This is a genomic window from Paenibacillus nasutitermitis, from assembly GCF_014641075.1.
Classification (GTDB): domain Bacteria; phylum Bacillota; class Bacilli; order Paenibacillales; family Paenibacillaceae; genus Paenibacillus_Z; species Paenibacillus_Z nasutitermitis.
In genome coordinates, this window is record NZ_BMHP01000007.1 from 180,908 (window position 1) to 200,915 (window position 20,008).

Genomic DNA, 20,008 nt, shown 5'->3' on the forward strand with positions numbered 1-20,008 from the left:
ACTATAGATACTCAACCCGGTCTGCATCACTCCAGTCGAGGTCATTGACAACAACACCATCGACTAATGGCAGGATCCAATAGATACGACTTTGTTTCCCTTCATGATCCACTGCAAGCGCAGAGAATTCGCAATCATTGGCCTGGAATCGTCCTTCGGTCAGCAGCCGACCGGTTAAATCAGGGTCAGCCAGCAGTTTGTAAACCATTCCGTTAACCGTAACCGTTCCGGATTTCCTGTTCATCATCTCTATCATTCCTTCCACGATTCATCCTGCCTTTATCATGTCACAAGCACAAGAAGAAAACAAAGCTTATTCTGTCTATAGGAGAAATGTGCGCCTCTTGCAGGGCAGATTGGGACAGAAAGTAGAACATCCGTTTCATTCTTTATTCATTTTTTTCGCTCAGTATGGTAACCTTAAGAGTAGGTGTTTTACTAAGATGAAGTTCGCATCGCCATCTTTTGCGATTATCTGCAAAGGCCAGCCGAATCAGTGACTTGAGCATGACGAATCGACATAATAGGGCCGCAATCCTTAGTCGGGGGAGCGGACCCTTTCTTTTTCAGAAGCCATAGTGTCATGGGATGCGGTCGTGATTGTGATGGAGGTTCAGCTTGAATTTGAAGGCAGGGAGGAATGATTGGCATGGCTAAGGCGCCAAAAAGACCAACAAGAGACGAGTTTCAACTGGAAGAACTGGGGGAAAGGCTTATAGAAGCCAAACAGGAGGAATCCGAGTTGATGCTGACGGTATGGGGTTGGGAACAGAAGGTTCAGGGAAGAATTGTTCTGATGGATACCCGCACAAGGCTTGTACATATGGAAAGACTCGGTGAAATTACGAAGGTTCCGTTCATGGATATTATGAATGTGGAGAACGCCAGCTAAATATATCTCACAGGAGGAGCCAGTTGATGCCCAGAATCCATAGAAAAACGAAGTTTATTGATCTTCTGAAAAAGTTTATTTTCCTCACTGTAGGGGCAGTCCTGATGGCAATCGCCCTCGAAGTGTTCCTGGTGCCCAACTCCATTATTGATGGGGGGATCACGGGGATTTCGATTGTCTTGTCCGAAGTGACGTCAATTTCACTGGGGATCTTTATCTTCCTGATCAATATACCCTTTCTCTTTATCGGCTATAAGCAGATTGGTAAAACCTTTGCGTTCTCCACGTTATATGCGGTTGGCATTATGTCGGTCACGACATTTCTCCTGCATCATGTAGAGCCGTTCACCACTGAAAAAATTCTGGCTGTCCTTTACGGCGGCGTTACGCTGGGTCTTGGCGTGGGGCTGGTTATCCGCTACGGCGGAGCGCTTGATGGATCGGAGATCGTAGCCATTCTTTTATCCAAAAAACTGCGCATTCCGGTTGGCCAAATCATCATGATGATCAATGTGTTCATCTTTATCGTGGCAGGGTTTGTGTTCGGCGCCGATTCCGCCATGTACTCCATCTTTTCCTTCTATATTGCCGCGAAGGTCATGGATATTGTTGTGGAAGGTCTGGATGAATCCAAATCCGTTACGATTATCACACAGGATTACGAAGAGGTTTCCGAGGCCATCTCAAACAGGCTGGGCAGAAGCACGACCTTTATTTATGCAAAAGGCGGGTATACCAAGGAGGATACGCAGATGATTTATTGCGTTGTCACCCGGCTGGAAGTGGCCAAGCTGAAGAATGTGGTCCAGGAAATCGATCCCAGCGCTTTCATCTCCATTCAGCATGTCTCCGACGTCATGGGCGGAAGCACGGAGAAGAAGAGCATACATTAAAAAACGAAGCTCGCCCAATGAAACTGTCTTTCACATTTATGTGGAGGATGGTTTTTTTTTTAGGGGTCAGGAAAAGGTTGGTACCCACATAAGGGAGCGGAGCGATCGGTATGGTCTAAAAAAAAATGACCCGCATCTCTGCGGGTCCAAGCCGTTCTATATTAATAAAGGGGGGTTGTTAGTTCTTATTATAGGCGGCTAATCTTAAAATCAGATGAAACGGGTGTAACAATTCGATTAAGAAATATTTCAGGAAGGGACTTATGTTACCCGGCCCATATATATTTAATTTGCTTGGGAGGATGTACATCTCATTTTTTCCCGTAGTATATTGTTTACTAGACTAAAGGGGAGAGGAGTGAGTATGATCCGTATTGGGCTGAGGAAACTTTATAACTCGCTGTTTCTTCGTCTGGCCATGATGCTTGGCCTGATGCTGGTGCCTATCGTATTAATCGGGGTCAATTTCTATTCCGGGAGCCAAAATGCGCTGCGGCTGGAAATCTCCAATTCCATGGAATCGCGGGTTGATGCCAATATTCGGGCGATGGAGAAGGAAGTCGAACGGATTCAACTGCTTCAGTTTGAACTGATTAATGATGAATTTCTGAACAAGCTTGCCGTCATTCCCGATTACATGAACAAATTCGATAAGAGTCAGGCCATTCTTCTGGTACAGGACCGGTTGTTCGCAATAAAGAACAGCAGTCTGTATATATCGGATGTTGTGGTTCATGTGCCTTCGATTAAACAGACGATATCGGCGATGCAGGGTTCCGGATCGATTCGCACCGAGCAGTTTGATACGACTAGAAAACTGGCTAAGGTGCATCCGGGGAAGGCGATTTATTTTGTGAATCATATCCCTTATATCGTTCTGGTTCATGAGGTACGCGGTCTGTATGAAGAGGAGAACGCGCTTTATTCGATTATCGTCGAACTTTCCTCAAGCGAACTCAGCAAATCCCTCTCTGCTTTGGAGAGCAGCGAGAACAGCGGCTCCATTTTGATCGATCCAACCGGAGAGTTTGATATCCGCACGCATGTTTATAAAAACACGTATCTGGATCAGTTTATCGATCACCACAGGTCCGGAATATCGGATACCGCAAGGAATATGACGTCCATTGGCGAAGGAGCTGACCGCGTTCTGGTATCCTCCCGGTTCTCGAAGCTGCTTGGCTTCTCTTTGATTCATTATGTGCCGGAGAAGCATCTGTTCTATAATTTATACCGCTATCAGCAGCTTTTTTGGGTGCTCACAGTTGTTTTTCTGATTTTTATTACTGTGCTGTGCATATCCCTGTACCGTATGATTCACCGACCTCTGCTTGCGCTGCTTCGCGCTTTCCGGAAGATGGAGAAGGGGGAGCTGGATGTATCCGTCGATTCGCACAGCCGCAGCGAGTTCGGGTATTTGCTGCAGGGCTTTAACAAGATGTCGAGGCATATGCGCGAGCTGATTGAGCAGGTATATACGCAAAAAATACTGGTTCAGCGTTCGGAGCTTAAGCAGCTTCAATCGCAGATTAATCCCCATTTCCTGTATAACAGTTATTTTAATCTGTCTAACATGATTGCCGTGGAAGATTATGACAGCGCCAAATTGTTCGCTTCACAGATGGGCAGCTATTTGCGTTACATAACCCGTAATTCCTCAGACGAGGTTCCATTGATGGAGGAGGTCAAGCATGCCGCAATCTATACGGAAATTCAGGAAAGACGTTTCCGGCTGCGGATGCAAGCGGAGTACGGCGAAGTCCCGCCCGCTTACCGGGCGGTTATGGTCCCGAGACTGATTCTTCAGCCCCTGATTGAGAACGCTTTCGAACATGTTTTTGATCATATCGAGGAGGGGGGGCGGCTTGTTATTTCCTTTCAGGAAGAAAAGGACCATCTGTTGATCCGGATCGGAGACAACGGAACCTTCCTGGAAGAGGATCGGCTGGATGAGCTTCAGGCTTGGCTGGAAACGGATGACCATGCGATTGAAACCACGGCTCTGCTCAATATTCATCGTCGCATGCGCAATAAATATGGCGAGCAAGGCGGCTTGCAGGTGGGCCGCAGCGGACTTGGAGGATTGGAAGTTATATTGATGATCCGGAAGGGGGAATCGGAAGATGCTGCGACTGTTAATTGTGGATGATGAACCGGATATTGCAGACAGCCTCTATACGCTGCTGCAGGAGCGGTTCCCGTTCGAGCTGGACCTGTATAAAGCCTATTCCGGCAAGAAGGCGCTGGAGTGGCTGAAGCGGGGGAAATTTGATCTGGTGCTGACCGATATTCGGATGCCCGTGCTGAGCGGGATGGAGCTGCATAAGCATATCCGCAGATTATGGCCCAGATGCAGGGTGATTTTCCTGACGGGACACAGTGAATTCGATTATGTCTACGAGGCGATCAGTCACGACAATACCAGTTATTTGCTTAAGACTGAAGGGCATGAAGTCATTCTGGAGACTGTTCACCATGCAATCAGTGAAATTGAAGGAGAGCAGCAAATTGAAGGTTTAATGGTTAAAGCGATGCAGCATATGGAGCAATCGCTGCCACTGCTGCAGAATGAGCTGTTGACCGACCTGCTGCACGGCGAGGCGGACGATGCTCTGGAGCGGGGCAGGCAGTTTGCGGAGCTGCGCATTCCGCTGCATGCAGAAATGCCGGTTCTGCTGATGGCGTCAAGGCTAGTCAGAACTGCTGCTGCTTTACCGCCTGTTACCAAAGCGCAGCTGCACACGGGAATGAAGGTGATCCTGGAGCAGTACGGATATTCGCAGCTGCAGATGAGCTATGTCTTTATCGACAAGAATACGATGATCTGGTTCGTACAGCCTGCTGCAAGGGATACGGAAGCCGGTGGGATGCCATGGGATGAAGTTCCGCTGGCGGTGCAGGAAGTAGCCGAGCATATGGAGATAGAATGTCTGCAGTCCTTTGCGACTCCGTTATTGTTTCTGCTGGACCGGTCGCCCTGCGGATGGGATGAAGTTGCCGATCGCTGGGCACTGCTGCGTCATGAGCTGGATCGTCAATCCGGCAATCAGAATGGACTGATCCAGGCTGCCTTCGATGAAAACGAGTATACGCGGGCAAGAATTCTGCGCAAAGCCGAACAACTCGGCGATTATTTGGCCGCAAGCCAGGAGAATGACTTTATGCGGGAATGGGAATGGTTTGTATCACAATCCACCCAGACCGAGCTGATCCATTCCTCGCTTTCCCTCCTGTTCCTGAGGCATATGCATCGTTTCAACCAGCAGGAGAGACTGGCTGTGCGTACGAACCTGCAGCCTTTGCTGCAGCAGGCAGAGCTTCAGATGGATGCAGAACAACTGCTGGGGTATTATTTGGACTTGGCTATGGTAATTTTTGAACTGCAGCGGCAGGAGCTTACGGAAAGACGCGACCATACGATCGAGCGGATCAAACAATATATCCAGGAGCATCTGGGTGAGGATTTGTCTCTGGTCCGGCTGTCCGAGCTGGTCCAGCTTAATCCTTCCTATTTGTCCCGGGCATTCAAGAAGGCAACAGGCATGAACCTGCTCAGCTATATTCATGAAACGAAGCTCAAGGAAGCTTCGCGTCTGCTGCTGCATTCCGATATGAAAATCCATGAAATCAGCCGTGTGCTCGGTTTTGTTTCGCCACCTCATTTTACACGTTTCTTCAAGAAGGCAAGCGGACATCCTCCACAGGATTACCGCAATCTTGAAGAGAGATAGAAGCCGGCTTACCTTAGAACGGGTTCAGCAAAGAGGTAAAAAATAGATAAGCGGATGTAAAGAAGTGGCCTGTTACGCCTGCGGGGCAACAGGCTTATACTTATTGAAGACCTGTGACAACGGTTACAACATAAGGGGGATTGAACATGCAGCACGCCGGAATGAAACGGTGCCTGATGTTCGCCGCCGCGGCCATGCTTCTTTTCATGACAGCATGCAGCAGCGCGAACGACGGAGCGAATGGAAACAAGAATAGCCTGGCGAATACAACGGGCAAAGGAAACAGTGATGGGGCGGGAAATGCTGTAAATACGCCAGCAGCCGATCCTCTCGGGAAATACGACCCTCCGGTGGAAGTGAAGACTGTCCGATGGCTGCCTCCATCTCTGAAATTTGAGAAGGGCGACAGTATGGACAACAATATCTGGTACCGTTCCTATGAAGAGGAGCTTGGCATCAAGCTGGTGAACGAGTGGAGCGTTCCGCAAACCCAGTGGCAGCAAAAAATGAATGTAACCATTGCTTCGGGTGATATCCCGGATATCCTGACGGTAAACGCCAACGAGCTCAAACGGCTCGTCGATGCCGATATGGTCGAGGATTTGACGGATGTATTCGAGCAATACGCTTCGGACAAAACAAAGAAGGTCATTACCAATGACGGCGGCAACGGAATGAAAGCCTCCACCTTTGAGAACAAGCTGCTGGCGCTGCCGGGGGTCAGCTTTACCGGCACGGGTGCCCAAATGCTCTGGATCCGTCAGGATTGGCTCAAGAAGCTGAATCTGGCAGAGCCCAAGACGATGGATGACGTATACCGGATCGCTGAAGCTTTTGCCAATCAGGATCCTGATGGAAACGGCCAGAAGGATACGATAGGACTTGGTGGAATCAACAAAGATTTGAATTCCCTGATGGGTTTCTTCGAAAGCTTCCACGCTTATCCGGGACGCTGGGTGAAGGAAGATTCGGGACTGGTATATGGGGATGTTCAGCCGGGACTGAAGCCCGCGCTGCAGAAGCTGCAGGAGATGTTCAAGGCGGGTCTTATTGATCCTGAATTTGCGGTCAAGGATCAGGCTAAAGCGTACGAGCTGATTGCTTCCAACAAAACAGGCATGTTCTATTCAGGAGAAGGCGCCGTATGGTGGCCGCTTACCGACCACTACAAGAAGGAAAAGTCGGATTGGAAACCTTATCCTCTGATTTCCTTCGATGATCAGCCGGCCAGCACATCGGGCAGCGTTCCGGTCTCCAATTATTATGTCGTGCGCAAAGGCTTCGAGCATCCGGAAGCACTTGTGAAGCTGCTGAATTTTGCAGTGGAGAAGCAGTACGGTCCGGAAGGACGCCTGGACGCGTATTGGTATGGAGGAGCCAATAAGGAAATTAATGTATCGGCATATGCGGCAGTCATTATTAGCGATCCGCTGGAGCTGATCAATATTCACCGGGGCGTACAGGAATCTGTTGATGCCGGCAAGTATATGGATAATCCGATCGCCGACGTAAAACATCATTATGACCTTTATCAACTGTGGTTATCGGGCAAATTCGCGGACAGCAACGAGGAAGGTCAAGCCTGGTCATCTTATAAGTGGGCCGGACCCGAAGGCGGTATGAACGTAGTCAGCGATTATGTGAAGGATAATCGGTATCTGGTCGACGAATACTCAGGTCCGAGCACACCGACCATGACAGCCAAAAAAAGCACCTTGGATAAAATGAAGCAGGAAGTATTCACGAAGATCATCATGGGCCAATCCGATATTGGTGAATTCGACAAGTTTTTTGCCGACTGGAAGAAATTCGGAGGCGACGATATTACAACGGAAGTTAATGAATGGTATAAAGCCAAACAATAGCAGTTAAGTAGAAGGAAGGGGGTGGGCGCAAGACACCGCTTCCTTCGGGAATGACATGAGTTAAAGGAATGATGACGATGGAAGCGGCTGCTGCCAAAAGAAGACCCTGGAAGAAGCATCTCCCGCTGCATCTGATGCTGGTGCCCGGGATCGTGCTGCTCATATTATTTCATTATATCCCGATGGCGGGAATTGTTATCGCGTTTCAGAACTTCATTCCCGCCAAAGGTTTTTTCGATTCCAAGTGGGTGGGCTGGGATAATTTTCGATTTATGCTCGAAATGCCCGGTATTGGCCAGGTGCTGTGGAACACGGTTTATATCGCTTTTCTGAAAATCATTTTTGGTCAAATTGCGCCTATTGTTACGGCTCTGCTGTTGAATGAGGTACGCAAGTCCTCCATTAAACGTTCGGTGCAGACGCTTGTCTACCTGCCGCATTTCCTATCCTGGGTCATTCTGGGCGGAATATTGATCGATATCCTCTCTCCTTCGCATGGTCTCTTGAATGAGGCGATGGGCTGGCTGGGGATGAAACCGCAATTTTTTCTCGGCAATGACAAGCTGTTTCCTTATGTATTGGTGGTCACGGATGTATGGAAGGAATTCGGGTTCGGGACAATTGTTTATCTGGCGGCACTTACCAGCATCAATCCGACCTTATACGAAGCGGCCATTATGGATGGTGCAGGCCGATGGAAGCAGACCTTGCATGTAACACTTCCGGGGATGCTCCCCATTATTGTGCTGCTGGCTACCCTTGGGCTTGGCGGCGTGCTGAATGCGGGGTTCGATCAGGTGTTCAATCTGTATAATCCGCTTGTCTACCGGACGGGGGATATTCTGGATACCTTCGTTTATCGGCTCGGTCTCATTGATGCCCAGTATGCGGTAGCGACGGCTGTCGGTTTATTCAAATCGGTCGTTTCCCTGATCTTTGTCGGAGCGTCGTATTGGCTGGCTTACCGGTTGGCCGGATATCGGATTTTTTAAAAAAGGGTGACAATCAGGCTGCTTCGCCAAGATCACCGGCCTTCCAACTTATTTAAAGAAAGGAGGGATAATCAATGGACCTCAATGCTTCGCTTGGGCGCAGGATTTTTCTGATCTGCAACAATGTATTCCTTATCGCTCTGGCAGTCGTTTGCCTTCTCCCGCTTATTAACATTTTGGCGATTTCCTTCAGTTCAAGTTCGGCGGCGACGGCGGGAGCTGTCAAGCTGTGGCCGGTTGATTTTACCTTGAGCTCCTATAAATATGCCTTGTCCAAGCCAGAGTTCCTGCAATCGCTGCTTGTGTCGATCGAACGGGTTGTGCTGGGGACAGTGATCAGTATGATCGTCGTTATTATGTCCGCTTATCCATTGTCCAAGGAGCGGACGGAGTTTCCGATGCGAACCTTCTATGTGTGGTTTTTCTTCGTGACGATTCTGTTTAGCGGGGGACTTATACCGACTTATATGGTCATTCGCAACTACCATATGCTGGACACCATCTGGGCGCTTGTTCTTCCGGGGGCGGTAGCGGTGTTTAATATCGTACTGCTGCTTAATTTCTTCCGCGGAACGCCCAAGGAAATCCAGGAGGCGGCTCTTGTCGACGGATGTACCCATTGGAAGCTGCTGTGGACCATGATGGTGCCCATATCCATGCCCGCACTGGCGACTATTCTGTTGTTCACCTGCGTGGGGCAGTGGAATTCCTGGTTTGACGGCTTGATCTTTATGAAATCGCCCGATAATTATCCGCTGCAAACCTATCTGCAGACACTGGTTGTAAGCACGGAGCTATTTACTGCTGGCGGCAACCTCACAGCGGAAGATATGAAGGCGCTGGCGGAGGTGTCGGACCGTACGACCAAAGCATCGCAAATCTTCATGGCGGCACTGCCGGTTCTGGTGCTGTATCCTTTTCTTCAGAAATATTTCATGAAGGGAATTGTGCTTGGCAGTGTGAAAGGCTAAGCCGTGCATGAAGCCGGTCATTCCTAAGCAGCGGTTAATAGCCTTGATGATGGATCAATAGAGATGAATATATGGATGGAGGATGAACAGGATGGGAACAAGCATATTGAATGAACAGGATTATTACCGGATGGTTTACGGGGGCTGGCTGGGCAAAAATATCGGAGGAACACTGGGAGCGCCGATTGAGGGAGTTAAGGAACTGCTGAACCTGGACTTTTACCCTGAGCTGCCCGACGGTCCGTTGGAAAATGACGATTTGGATTTGCAGCTGGTCTGGCTTCATGCTCTTGAGCAATACGGCCCCGGTCTGACCTGTAAAGAGCTTGGACAGGAATGGGTGGAGCATGTGTTTTTTCCGTTTGACGAATACGGATATGCGGTGACTAATCTGCGCAGGGGCTTGGTAGCGCCCGTAGCAGGCTGGTTCAACAACCCGTTCACAAACTGCATGGGTTCGCCGATTCGTTCCGAAATTTGGGCTATGGTAGCCCCGGGATCGCCCGAAACGGCAGCGCATTACGCTTATCATGATGCGATTGTCGATCATGCCGGAGGAGAAGGCGTCTACGGGGAGATGTTTTTCGCTGCAATCGAAAGCGCGATCTTCCTGGAGCAGGACAGGGATCGTCTGATTGAAATCGGTTTGACCTATATTCCACCGGATTGCCGTACGGCGCTTGCGGTCAAGGATTTGCTCATCTGGCATAAGGAAGGGAAATCCTGGACGGAAGCAAGATCGCTCATTCTCCTGCATCATGGAGATGATAATTTCACGGATGCGCCGCAAAACATCGCCTTTACGCTTCTAGGCTGGCTGTACGGCGAGGATTTCGAAGATGCTATTCTGAAAGCGGCGAACTGCGGCTACGATACGGATTGCACGGCAGCTACGCTTGGAGCGATACTCGGCATGATTCTGGGACCGGAAGGGCTTCCGGAGAAATGGGTAAAGCCCGTGGGGGATCGCGTTGTTGTCAGCCCGCCGATTAAAGGCTTTCCGGCGCCTGCGAACCTGGATGAATTGACGCGCCGCACGATTCGAATGGGCAAACATGTTTTGGCAGCCTGGGATACCGGCATTATGGTGCACCCGGAACTTCCCACCTCATGGAGCCGTGAAGCGGATGGTGAAGCGGCGGTCCAAAGCTGGTGGGACCGCAAAGTGACAGCGAACCACTATTTGCTGCCTCAAGGTACATGCGAAGTGCCAGATCTGGAGCTTGTTATTGATTATGGAGATAAGGGTCCCTCCATTGGCAGGGAACAATCCAAATCCATTGAAATATCCATAACAAACAATTCACTGGTGGTTCAAGAGGGGAACATGGCGCTGGACTTGCCTGCAGGCTGGCAGGGAGGATCGGAGAAGCAGATTAAGCTTCAACCAGGCGAAACGATCCATTGGGCTGCCGAAATCCGCTCTTCTGCAGAGGCTGCTCCTACCTATGATCTGGCCTTGCGCTGGGTTCGTATGCATGATGGGCATAAATGGTCTGCGCAGCGGGTACCCTTCTCATTGGTTGCGGCCATGCATTGGACCGTCTGGGGGCCGGATAATGAAGAAGGGAAGAACGTCATCTTTGCCGGGAGCCGCATGGATTGGGTGGATGCACTGATGACAAGCAGGGACGGCGTATACCGCGCCAAAACCTGGATTCAAAATCCTTCCAAACGGAAAATACGCTTGATCGCTGCGGCTAACGCGCCTGTCAAAGCGAAGCTAAACGGAACAAGCATTATTGATTGCCAGGAAGTGCTGGAATTTATGCCTGCATACCACCGGCCGCAAAAGGATCAGTTCCTCGAGCTGACGCTTCCGGCAGGCGTACACGAGTTGGATATTGAAGTCCTCAAGCAGGGGGACCCGCTTGAGGTGTATGTCCTTACGGTTTCAACAGGCGAGACACAGACGCCAGGATCCTACTATTCCTACATCGATATGCTATTTGTCAATCAATAAACGGCTGTTAATGGGAATTCCAAATGTACTGATTTTTTGCTGCGCCCAAGCCAAATACGGAAATCAGCAGACTGGCTGTAATTAACATGCAGAGCGGAAGAGTCCAACTGCCCATCGTATCGTGCAGCATACCGAACACAATGGGGCCGAAGGCTGCAAACAGATAACCGAAAGATTGCGCCATTCCGGACAAACGGGCGGCTTCATGGGCCTGTCTGGTTCGCAAGCTGAAGAACATCATCACCAGACTGAAGGATGAACCTCCAGCAATACCCAGGATGATAGCCCAGATCGGAACGAGCGCCGTATTTTGAATGAAAAGACCTCCGAAGCCAATGAGATATAATAGGGTGATGATACCGACCAAGGGCTGCTGATTCTTCATTCTTGCCGCCAGAATCGGCACGATAAATGTACAAGGAAGCTGGGCAAACTGCAGGCAAGACAACATCCAACCTGCGGAGCTTGCGCTCATTCCCCGTGATACGAGAATTTCCGGCAGCCAGGTCAAGGTGACATAGAAAATGAGCGACTGCGTGCCCATAAGCAAGGTAACTTTCCAGGCGAGAGACGACCGCCAGATCGATCCCTGGGGAATACTTGCGGCAGCGGCAGCAAGGGAGGGCTTATTCAGGCTGCGGAGCTGCGGCAGCCAGATGAAGGTGGCAAGCAAGGCAAGGATACCCCAGCAGCCAAGCGCCCCTTTCCATCCAATCTGTGTATAGTTGGATAAAGGGACGCTTATTCCCGTTGCAATCGCCCCACTTAAATTCATTGATAAGGAATAGATTCCTGTCATGAGGCCGATTTTAAGCGGGAAATCCCGCTTGATTAGGCTGGGAAGCAGTACATTGCATAATGCTATGGCAAGTCCAATCAGTATCGTTCCCCCGAATAAGGTGCTGATTCCACTGTCAACCGACCGCAGCGCAGTACCCAGGACAAGCAGAATCAGCGCGTACAGCAGGACCCGCTCCATCCCGAGGCGGCGGGCAAACATCGGAGTGAATGGGGATAACAAAGCAAAGGCCAGCAGGGGGATCGTTGTAATACTGCCTGCCAGCGTGTTGGACATTCCCAAGTCATCGCGGATTGTACCGATAAGAGGGCCAACAGAGGTAAGAGGCGCCCGCATATTAAGCGCTATAAAAATAAAGCCCAGAATCAGAAGGCCGCTCTGGGTGCGGGCCGATGGATTCTCCCGCGGTAGATGAAGTTCCAGCTTGCTGCTTGCATTCATGATGTTTCCTCCAAATGGTTTTCCAGGTCGCTGCGGGCCTGCTTGATATAGAAATGGACGGCTTCGACAGCTTTGTCCGCATTCTGGGCGATAATGGCTTCGACAAGCTGCTGATGGAATTCGTCGTGCATTTTCTGATTGCTCAGTTCCACGACGTACGTGACAGATTGCTGTAGAGCCGTCGAAATATGCTTGTACAGCTCCAATAAAATATCATTATGAGAGGCTGCTACGATTGCCTGGTGAAGCTGAATATCTGCGGCAATATAGGTCTGCCTGTCCTGTTGCTCCACAGCCTTCTGACAGGCCGACCAATGAGCACGGATCGCTTCGATATCTTCGCTATTGCGGCGGGAAGCAGCCAGGAAGGCCGCTTCTCGCTCCAGCGCATGCCGCACCTCCAGGGTTTGCAGCAGATCGGAGCGAAGGAGCCGCTTCTGCATAAGCGTTCCCAACGCACTTGCGGAACGGACATAGGTGCCGTCGCCTTGCCTCGTCTTGAGCAGTCCGGCATGGATCAGTGCGCGTATGGCTTCTCTTAACGTATTGCGGCTTACCTGGAGCTGTGTCATCAACTCGGGTTCGGCGGGTATACGGCTGCCTACAGGCCACTCCCCGGACTCAATAAGTGTTTCAAGCTGCCGTGCTACCTGCTCGACAAGTGTAAAACGGGTTGGCTGTTGCAGCATGAGGTTAGCCTCTTTTCTAAACGTAGGATGTTTGGCTGTTTATAATCTATCATAATCCGTGAGAGTTGTAAATCCTGCTCGATCCGTTGTGTTAACCAAATGCTGAGGCGGTCATCACGAAGAAAAACACGTGCAATGGCTGGCCAGCCATTGCGCGTGTTGATATAGATTACCGCTATTAATAGAAAAAGCTTTGCATTTCTTCGGGAATCCCATTGCGCTTGAGCAGCTTCTCGATTGTCTCCCCTTTCACTGGTGGGCTTCCGGCCATCAACAGACGGACGGCGAATTTATTGGCCTGCCGTTCGTATTTTCCAACATTGTAGAAGGATTGCTCATCCAGCCAGAAACGGCTGAGTCCAGGGTGTAGACGGTCATGGGCCAGCTCATGGGCGCAGACGAACCTCCGCCAATTGTCGTCGAGCTGCTCATTGATGACAATAAAACGCCGGCGCAGTTTCTTGTAATAAAGACCGCGGGTACCTTCCCCAAGCTCCAAAAACCGGATATGAATCCCAAGCCCACGCGCAATCTCAAACGGATCATTGGTGTGAAACCGGCGGATGAGTTTGGTTATGATTTCATTCATGGCATCACCTTTTATCGTTAGCGGTTATTTCTTCCTCTTATTCATCTGTTTCGCTTCCCAGAACAAGCCTGTCAGTACATCCATGACGCGCTGCTTCCCCACATCGCTGATCGGAACGCCGTCGAACATGACAACCTCGTCTTCCTCCAGCATTTTCTTGAAATCCCGCTTGTCCTTGGCTGTGGCCCATTCCGGAAGAGGGGTGTGTGATTCAAAGCCTAGCAGAAAATCGGGGTTTACGCCATAGAAATTAGCCAATTGATTGAGCATCGCAACCCGTGGCTTGGCGATGTCATGTTCCCAGGCGTTGTAACGGGCTCTCTTGATACCGAGCTTGGCTGCGACATCGGCCTGCGTTAGACCCTTTTCCTCTCGAAGGCGAATCAGCATTGATCCCATACTCATATTTATGACCTCCAACAAAATGTCCAAATCCCTTGACGGATAAAATAATTATCTTTTATAATGACCTTATCGATCGAGGATCCGGTTCTGATTTGCTTCGATTGATAAATGAATTATCTTGTTGACTAGTATAGATAATTTTATTTTTGAAGTCAACCGGATTTTTCCCTCCCCTGAATTCTTTATTAATGCTTAGTTTCTGGAGGAATGGGGAATGTCTGCAACTGCCGGTTTTGTTTTGAGGACTGTAACGAAAGCCAGAATTTCAGTCAAACGCTTTGTTTAGTGAAAGATGCACTGCTGCGGTTATTTATGATAAATAAATTATCATTCTATTTATTAAAGGAGAGATTATATATGAATGAAAAGCACAATGAGCAAAATGCGATTGACCAACTGCGGTCCTACAAACGATTAACCGCCAGAATCAAGGTGCTGGAGAAGCAGCCGGTAGGCAACGGCATCTATATCAGTTCCTTCCGCCAGGATGATCAGCTTCAGGAGCTTCACCGGCAGCTGCGCGGGTTGCCCTCCTATATGTACTTGAATAAGCGGGAACAAAAGCTGGAAACGACGGCTCATGCTTATCTGAATCAGTATAAAACGGGGACCCACAGTCAATTAAGAGAAGTCAGCGGACTCAGCCCCGCCGATGAGGAGGACCAGAAGCTGCTTCGTGAGCTGAAGGGCAAAATCGAAAAGGTCATAGAAGCCAGATCGGGAGTGCGAAGCGGTTATGACGATGTGATCGAACGAATCAGCGAGCTGCAGAAGATCGAGCAGGAGAAGAAGCAGATCGAATGGGCGATTGAGGTGCTGGGTGAATACAAGCCGGAGTATGCACAACTGCTGCGGCTGGAATTTATGGAAGACAAGAATGCCGCGGCCATGATGGACGAGCTGGGCGTCTCCCGGTCCACGCTCTATAATTGGAGACGCAAATCCATCGAAGAATACGGGGCGATAACAGGAGCAAGGGGTCAGGGAATGCTGGCACATTGATGCAGCAGAAGGAGTTTGCCAGGGACATCAAGCCGGGTGCAGGGGGGCGGCAGCGGGATCCAAAGAAGGTACGTTTGCACATAAGGACATATGCCGTAACACACTTCCTTCCCAATTAAATACTATAATGGGAGTTTACTTTTCGGAAGAGGAGTGTTTCTTATGAAAAAACCAAGAATTGCAAGAAGAAGACAGACCCATGTGCATGAATTTGAAGGCAGCACCAAATTAGCAGAACAAGGCGCAGATCGACATAATCATCGATTTGCAGGTGTTACCGGTCAAGTAATCCCGGTAGGCAACAGTCATATTCATGAAATAGACCTAACGCATACTGATTTCTTAAACCACTTCCATAATCTCAAAAAAATCAGGACCGGACGTGCAATTTCTGTTGGCAACGGTAAACATGTCCATTTTGTAAAAGGAATGACTACACTAAATGATGGCCATTTACATCAATTTAATTTCGCTACTTTAATTCAACAACCACTGGTATGATCCTAAAAAATATAAAATGATGTTAGCACCTTAGCGGGTGCTTTTTTTTATGCTATTTAACAAGGAGGAATGAAGGTTGATGGCAGGCAGGTGCCGTACAGTTCTAACCTGCTTAATTTATCCAAGTACCGTTGAAGGGGACAAATGAAACCGTGGAACCATTGACTATATTTGGAAAAATAGCTTATATTATCATGGTTGATACATTTTGTATCGGTAAAAAGGGCGGATCAAATGTCGTCCTTCTTTTACAGGACCTAATTGAACAAGGATGGTGATTGGTTGATGATTCAGAGTATGATTTATCGCGTCCGGAAAGGTTTGGCCCCGCTGCTTGCAGCGGTAATGCTGGTTGCGCTGCTTGCAGCGGTAATGCTGGTTGCGCTGCTCGCGCCTGCCTTCGGACAGGCTGCCTTCGCGACTTCTCCGGTCGAGCTGAGCTTTACTGCCGCAAGCCAGCAAGTGTCCGAAAATGACAGAATAGATGTGGCAGTAAGACGGACGGGAGGAACAACCGGGCGCGTTCAGGTTAATTATCAAATTAAGGACGGCACAGCCGTTGCTGGAAAGGATTATTATTTGCTGTCCGGCAGCGGAACATTGACCTTTGATCCTGGGAAGAGCATAAAAACATTTTCTATCAGTACCATTAATAATTATAAGCTTGATGGCAGCAGGGCTTTGACGATCACACTTTCCAACCCGACAAACGGGGCAGTGCTCGGTATAATCTCAACGACGGAGCTAACGATAACTGACGACGAGCGGACCGAAGCAGGTCTAGTGCAATTCAGTCAGGCAGAGCAGACCGTATATGGAAAAAATGCATTCTACGGAGAGACATTTACTGTGCTGCGTACTCCGGGAGCGTCAGGGGCAACGACGGTTTCCATTAGTAGTGCCAATGGAAACGCGGGTGCCCATTTGGTTACCAGAGATGTGACATTTGCAGAGGGGGAGACGGAGAAAAAGGTATTTGTTCACTTTTATCAAGACGACTCTATGCAATTACAGGATGGGAGCTTTCAGCTAGTGCTAACAGCGGTGGACGGCGGCGCTGCAATCGGGCCAATCGGAACCATGAAGGTTCAGGTTGTCAGCAGGAATGCGACTTCTGGTGGTGAATTCAAACTGGTTCCAGAGGCAACAGACGTTTACGAAACCGCAGGACAATACGAGGTAAAGGTCAGCCGCCAGAGTGTGACGGCGAACGTATATGGGGGCGTGTCGGTTGATTATGAGGTCATTCCAGGAACGGCCTCTGCAGGCAGCGACTATACACCGGTAACAGGTACACTGCACTTTGGTGAAAATGAGCGCGATCAGCTGTTAAGTATTCCTATTGCCGACGATAGTGACATCGAGGGTGATGAGCAGTTCACGATTCGACTAATTAATCCGAAGGGGGGCGGCACATTGGGCAATCCCAGCAGTCTCGACATCACCATTATGGACGATGACGACGAGCCGCGAGCAGGATTGATCGAATTTGAACAGATTGAGTACAGGATTACGGAACCTCCATTCGTTGAGCTCTATAATGATGTAACGGAACGAAATATATCTGTGACGATAAAAAGGTCAGGCGGCAGTGATTACCCTGTCACTGTCGATGTTGCCACTTCCGACGGAACGGCCAGAGACGGGCATGAATACAGAAGCGTTATTGATTCTGTCTATTTCCCGGCCGGAATTACGGTGCAGAAAGTAATGATTCCGGTATACACCACAAACGCCGACAAGACCTTTCATGTTAAGCTGAGCAATCCGACAGGCGGCGCGTCTCTAGGTACTGCTGACACAGCGAATGTGACGATTATCGATCAGGGATTTGAAGGTCTCAAAGTTTCATTTAATTCCCCGGAGAAGACGATTGATGAATTTTTTGGTTCGGAAGACTACGAAGAACTTAATTACTTTAGAATAAAGTTTGATTATAGCGGCCGCGGCTTTTCAGTCGATTATACGGCAATCGATGGTACTGCAAAGAATGGTGAAGACTTCATCCTCGAACCCGCGACGTTAAAGAACAATGGAGAAGTTTGGATGACTATTCCTTTACGTATTCTGAGAGACAACGTGAAGGAACCTGATGAGTCATTCACCATTAAGCTAAGCAACCCGACAAATGGTTACCATCTGGGTGATTACGATACCTTGACGATAACCATCAGGGATGATGGACCTGACGCGACACCAGGAGAGTTGATAGTCGATCCAGCCAAATGCAAGAAATTCGGCCAGACTTGCCCTACGTCCGCTCCTGAGAATGACGGAGAATTGACTGTAAGCGTGCTCCGTGTTGACGATTATGGCTGGGATCAGGAAGTAACCGTTGATTATGCTGCGATGGGTAACGGAAGTGGAGCGGGCTTCGCGGAGGAAGAGACGGATTTCGAGCCCGTCAGCGGTACGCTTGTTTTTGCGCCTGGTGAGATGGTGAAGAAGGTAACCATCCCGCTCGTCGATGACAATCAGGATGAACCGACGGAGTCGTTCGGATTGAAGATCAGCAATCCCAGCGCAGGGGCACGAATCTATAACAACTTTGTGGCGCTGCAAATACTCGACGACGATGTTGTACCTGCAGGAAAATTCCAACTTCCGGCAACGCAGCTAGTTGACGAATCCGCAGGGACACTTAACATTGATATCTCGCGCACTGACGGGTCTGAAGGAACCGTTACGGTTGACTATATGACAAGCGACAGAACGGCTATCGCCGGCAAAGATTACAAAGCCGCAAACGGAACGTTGATATTTGGCCCAGGTGAAGTGGCCAAGACCATAGCGATACCGATCATCGATGATACGATTTATGAAAAAAACGAGACATTCGATGTTACATTAACCAATCCGACCGGAGGGGCGGGCCTGGTGGCCGGTGCGGAGAAGACAGAAGTAACCATCAAAGACAACGATCTTGGCGGTACCATTAGTTTCGAGACACCAACCTATCTCGCGCTGGAAGAGTCGGGGCCGATTCGTATGAAAGTGATTCGGAGCAATGGATTCGAAGGCACTCCAACCGTTCACTATTCGCTTATTCCCGTTACCGCTGTGCCTGGCGAGGATTATATCGACAAGTCGGGGACGCTCATCTTTAATTCAAGCCAGAAAGCATTCGATATTGTTATTCTCGATGATGATGTGCCGGAAGGACCCGAAACCTTCATTCTGAAGCTTTCTGATCCGACGGGCGGAGCGAAGCTGGGCAAGTATTCCGAGCGGCTGATTACGATTTACGACAAAGATAACATCAGCAATCCGCCCGGCTCCTTGCAGGTGGAACCGATACAGAGCATAAACGAGACCGACGGGACGATCAGTCTCAAGGTATCGCGCGTCAACGGCAGTAGTGGTGCGGTTACGGTCGATTACACGACAAGCGATGGGACGGCGGCTGCGGGAGAGGACTACACATCGGTTTCCGGAACCTTAACCTTTGCATCCGGAGAGTGGACCAAGACGATTACGGTTCCAATCCTGAACGATAATGATGAAGAAGGCGACGAACAGTTTACCGTCACTTTGAGCAATCCGACTGGAGGAGCGAAACTGACGGCAGGTGCATCTTCAACTGTCGTGACCATTAAGAGCAACGATCATTATGGCAAGCTTTATTTTGATACCCCAACCTACTTTGCAATTGAGGAGACGGGGCCAATCCATATGAAGGTACTTAGGCAGGGCGGATTTGACGGCCCTGTAAAGGTCCATTATTCGATTATTCCCCTGTCAGCGACACCTGGTGAGGATTATACGGATATATCGGGAACGCTGACGTTCGCACAAGGCGAGATGTCGAGAACCTTTGATATTGACATTCTGGATGATGCCCTGCCGGAAGACCCCGAATCCTTTATATTAAAGCTGTCGGATCCTGAAGGCGGAGTTAAGCTTGGAACGCCTTCGGAACGCAAGATTACGATTTACGATAAAGACAAGCTTTGATTCTCCAGCTTATATACTAGCCGATGATTTGCAATAGATTAGTATTTCTACAAGACGTCAAGCTCCGTATACTACGGGGCTTGGCTTTTTTTTTGTATGAAGCTTCTCGCGTTCTCCTATGGAGAAAGTCCCAGGGGCAGGTGGACAAATGCAGGACATAAATAGGAACAAACGTTCGTAAAACCGTGTTATTATGATAGCATGAACAAATGAAGAAAACGAGCAGGAAGAAGCGGAAAAGCCAATAACGACGCGGCTTTATCACCGGAAGAGGCCCTGTCGGATGGCCTTAAACTAGGCAGCAGTGCAAGTCAGCCAGGA

General features: G+C 49.4%; 16 protein-coding genes. 11 read left to right on the forward strand and 5 right to left on the reverse strand.

Translation table 11 applies throughout. The features are described from left to right. Position 1: 1 nt before the first annotated feature. On the reverse strand, positions 2-265 hold the full coding sequence (locus IEY46_RS30615; protein ID WP_188998472.1) for a hypothetical protein: 264 nt from the start codon (positions 263-265) through the stop codon (positions 2-4). Positions 266-649: 384 nt separating this feature from the next. Between IEY46_RS30615 and IEY46_RS30620 the strand changes: the two genes are divergently transcribed. The 8 genes from IEY46_RS30620 (at position 650) to IEY46_RS30655 (ending at position 11,307) form a co-directional block, all read left to right on the forward strand. Continuing rightward, a complete protein-coding gene (locus tag IEY46_RS30620) occupies positions 650-892 on the forward strand; it encodes a YolD-like family protein (RefSeq protein ID WP_188998474.1) in 243 nt (80 codons plus the stop codon). A 26-nt stretch (positions 893-918) separates the two neighbouring features. Continuing rightward, positions 919-1,785 (forward strand): YitT family protein, encoded by an 867-nt coding sequence (locus IEY46_RS30625; RefSeq protein WP_188998477.1) that lies wholly within the window; start codon positions 919-921, stop codon positions 1,783-1,785. A gap of 364 nt (positions 1,786-2,149) precedes the next feature. Beyond that, complete coding sequence (locus IEY46_RS30630; RefSeq protein WP_188998479.1) at positions 2,150-3,934, forward strand: sensor histidine kinase; 1,785 nt, start codon at positions 2,150-2,152, stop codon at positions 3,932-3,934. Beyond that, on the forward strand, positions 3,909-5,516 hold the full coding sequence (locus tag IEY46_RS30635) for a response regulator transcription factor (protein WP_188998481.1): 1,608 nt from the start codon (positions 3,909-3,911) through the stop codon (positions 5,514-5,516). The genes IEY46_RS30630 and IEY46_RS30635 overlap by 26 nt, the downstream gene beginning before the upstream one ends. A gap of 146 nt (positions 5,517-5,662) precedes the next feature. Further along, positions 5,663-7,381 (forward strand): extracellular solute-binding protein, encoded by a 1,719-nt coding sequence (locus tag IEY46_RS30640; protein ID WP_188998484.1) that lies wholly within the window; start codon positions 5,663-5,665, stop codon positions 7,379-7,381. Positions 7,382-7,449: 68 nt separating this feature from the next. After that, entirely contained in the window at positions 7,450-8,373 is a 924-nt protein-coding gene (locus IEY46_RS30645; RefSeq protein ID WP_229750653.1) for an ABC transporter permease, read from the forward strand. 74 nt (positions 8,374-8,447) lie between these two features. Beyond that, positions 8,448-9,344: a carbohydrate ABC transporter permease gene (locus IEY46_RS30650; protein ID WP_188998486.1), complete on the forward strand. Its 897-nt coding sequence runs from the start codon at positions 8,448-8,450 to the stop codon at positions 9,342-9,344. A gap of 91 nt (positions 9,345-9,435) precedes the next feature. Further along, positions 9,436-11,307 (forward strand): ADP-ribosylglycohydrolase family protein, encoded by a 1,872-nt coding sequence (locus IEY46_RS30655; RefSeq protein WP_188998489.1) that lies wholly within the window; start codon positions 9,436-9,438, stop codon positions 11,305-11,307. Positions 11,308-11,314: 7 nt separating this feature from the next. Here the strand turns inward: IEY46_RS30655 and IEY46_RS30660 are convergent, their stop codons facing one another. From IEY46_RS30660 to IEY46_RS30675, 4 genes are all read right to left on the reverse strand, one after another. Next, positions 11,315-12,547 carry a CynX/NimT family MFS transporter gene (locus tag IEY46_RS30660; protein WP_188998491.1) on the reverse strand — a complete coding sequence of 411 codons (1,233 nt, stop codon included), beginning with the start codon at positions 12,545-12,547 and terminating at the stop codon, positions 11,315-11,317. Continuing rightward, complete coding sequence (locus tag IEY46_RS30665) at positions 12,544-13,236, reverse strand: FadR/GntR family transcriptional regulator (protein WP_188998494.1); 693 nt, start codon at positions 13,234-13,236, stop codon at positions 12,544-12,546. Before IEY46_RS30665 ends, IEY46_RS30660 begins: the two co-directional genes overlap by 4 nt. 178 nt (positions 13,237-13,414) lie before the next feature. After that, on the reverse strand, positions 13,415-13,825 hold the full coding sequence (locus tag IEY46_RS30670) for an ImmA/IrrE family metallo-endopeptidase (protein WP_188998497.1): 411 nt from the start codon (positions 13,823-13,825) through the stop codon (positions 13,415-13,417). Positions 13,826-13,849: 24 nt separating this feature from the next. After that, positions 13,850-14,230, reverse strand: a complete 381-nt coding sequence (locus IEY46_RS30675; RefSeq protein ID WP_188998501.1) for a helix-turn-helix domain-containing protein — start codon at positions 14,228-14,230, stop codon at positions 13,850-13,852. Between the two features lie 357 nt (positions 14,231-14,587). Between IEY46_RS30675 and IEY46_RS30680 the strand changes: the two genes are divergently transcribed. From IEY46_RS30680 to IEY46_RS30690, 3 genes are all read left to right on the forward strand, one after another. After that, positions 14,588-15,232, forward strand: a complete 645-nt coding sequence (locus IEY46_RS30680) for a DUF1492 domain-containing protein (protein ID WP_188998503.1) — start codon at positions 14,588-14,590, stop codon at positions 15,230-15,232. Between the two features lie 162 nt (positions 15,233-15,394). Further along, the gene (locus IEY46_RS30685; protein ID WP_188998506.1) at positions 15,395-15,733 is read left to right on the forward strand and encodes a YmaF family protein; all 339 of its coding nucleotides are present in this window, start codon (positions 15,395-15,397) and stop codon (positions 15,731-15,733) included. Positions 15,734-16,018: 285 nt separating this feature from the next. After that, positions 16,019-19,687 carry a Calx-beta domain-containing protein gene (locus IEY46_RS30690; protein ID WP_229750664.1) on the forward strand — a complete coding sequence of 1,223 codons (3,669 nt, stop codon included), beginning with the start codon at positions 16,019-16,021 and terminating at the stop codon, positions 19,685-19,687. Positions 19,688-20,008 lie beyond the last annotated feature (321 nt).

What these genes read in the sequence shown, in the direction of transcription:
- IEY46_RS30625 (WP_188998477.1), top strand. Translation starts at nt 919, where the DNA reads ATGCCCAGAATCCATAGAAAAACGAAGTTTATTGATCTTCTGAAAAAG.
- IEY46_RS30640 (WP_188998484.1), top strand. Translation starts at nt 5,663, where the DNA reads ATGCAGCACGCCGGAATGAAACGGTGCCTGATGTTCGCCGCCGCGGCC.
- IEY46_RS30685 (WP_188998506.1), top strand. Translation starts at nt 15,395, where the DNA reads ATGAAAAAACCAAGAATTGCAAGAAGAAGACAGACCCATGTGCATGAA.
- IEY46_RS30665 (WP_188998494.1), bottom strand. Translation starts at nt 13,236, where the DNA reads ATGCTGCAACAGCCAACCCGTTTTACACTTGTCGAGCAGGTAGCACGG.
- IEY46_RS30670 (WP_188998497.1), bottom strand. Translation starts at nt 13,825, where the DNA reads ATGAATGAAATCATAACCAAACTCATCCGCCGGTTTCACACCAATGAT.
- IEY46_RS30645 (WP_229750653.1), top strand. Translation starts at nt 7,450, where the DNA reads ATGATGACGATGGAAGCGGCTGCTGCCAAAAGAAGACCCTGGAAGAAG.
- IEY46_RS30655 (WP_188998489.1), top strand. Translation starts at nt 9,436, where the DNA reads ATGGGAACAAGCATATTGAATGAACAGGATTATTACCGGATGGTTTAC.
- IEY46_RS30690 (WP_229750664.1), top strand. Translation starts at nt 16,019, where the DNA reads ATGATTCAGAGTATGATTTATCGCGTCCGGAAAGGTTTGGCCCCGCTG.
- IEY46_RS30675 (WP_188998501.1), bottom strand. Translation starts at nt 14,230, where the DNA reads ATGAGTATGGGATCAATGCTGATTCGCCTTCGAGAGGAAAAGGGTCTA.
- IEY46_RS30620 (WP_188998474.1), top strand. Translation starts at nt 650, where the DNA reads ATGGCTAAGGCGCCAAAAAGACCAACAAGAGACGAGTTTCAACTGGAA.
- IEY46_RS30635 (WP_188998481.1), top strand. Translation starts at nt 3,909, where the DNA reads ATGCTGCGACTGTTAATTGTGGATGATGAACCGGATATTGCAGACAGC.
- IEY46_RS30680 (WP_188998503.1), top strand. Translation starts at nt 14,588, where the DNA reads ATGAATGAAAAGCACAATGAGCAAAATGCGATTGACCAACTGCGGTCC.
- IEY46_RS30650 (WP_188998486.1), top strand. Translation starts at nt 8,448, where the DNA reads ATGGACCTCAATGCTTCGCTTGGGCGCAGGATTTTTCTGATCTGCAAC.
- IEY46_RS30660 (WP_188998491.1), bottom strand. Translation starts at nt 12,547, where the DNA reads ATGAATGCAAGCAGCAAGCTGGAACTTCATCTACCGCGGGAGAATCCA.
- IEY46_RS30630 (WP_188998479.1), top strand. Translation starts at nt 2,150, where the DNA reads ATGATCCGTATTGGGCTGAGGAAACTTTATAACTCGCTGTTTCTTCGT.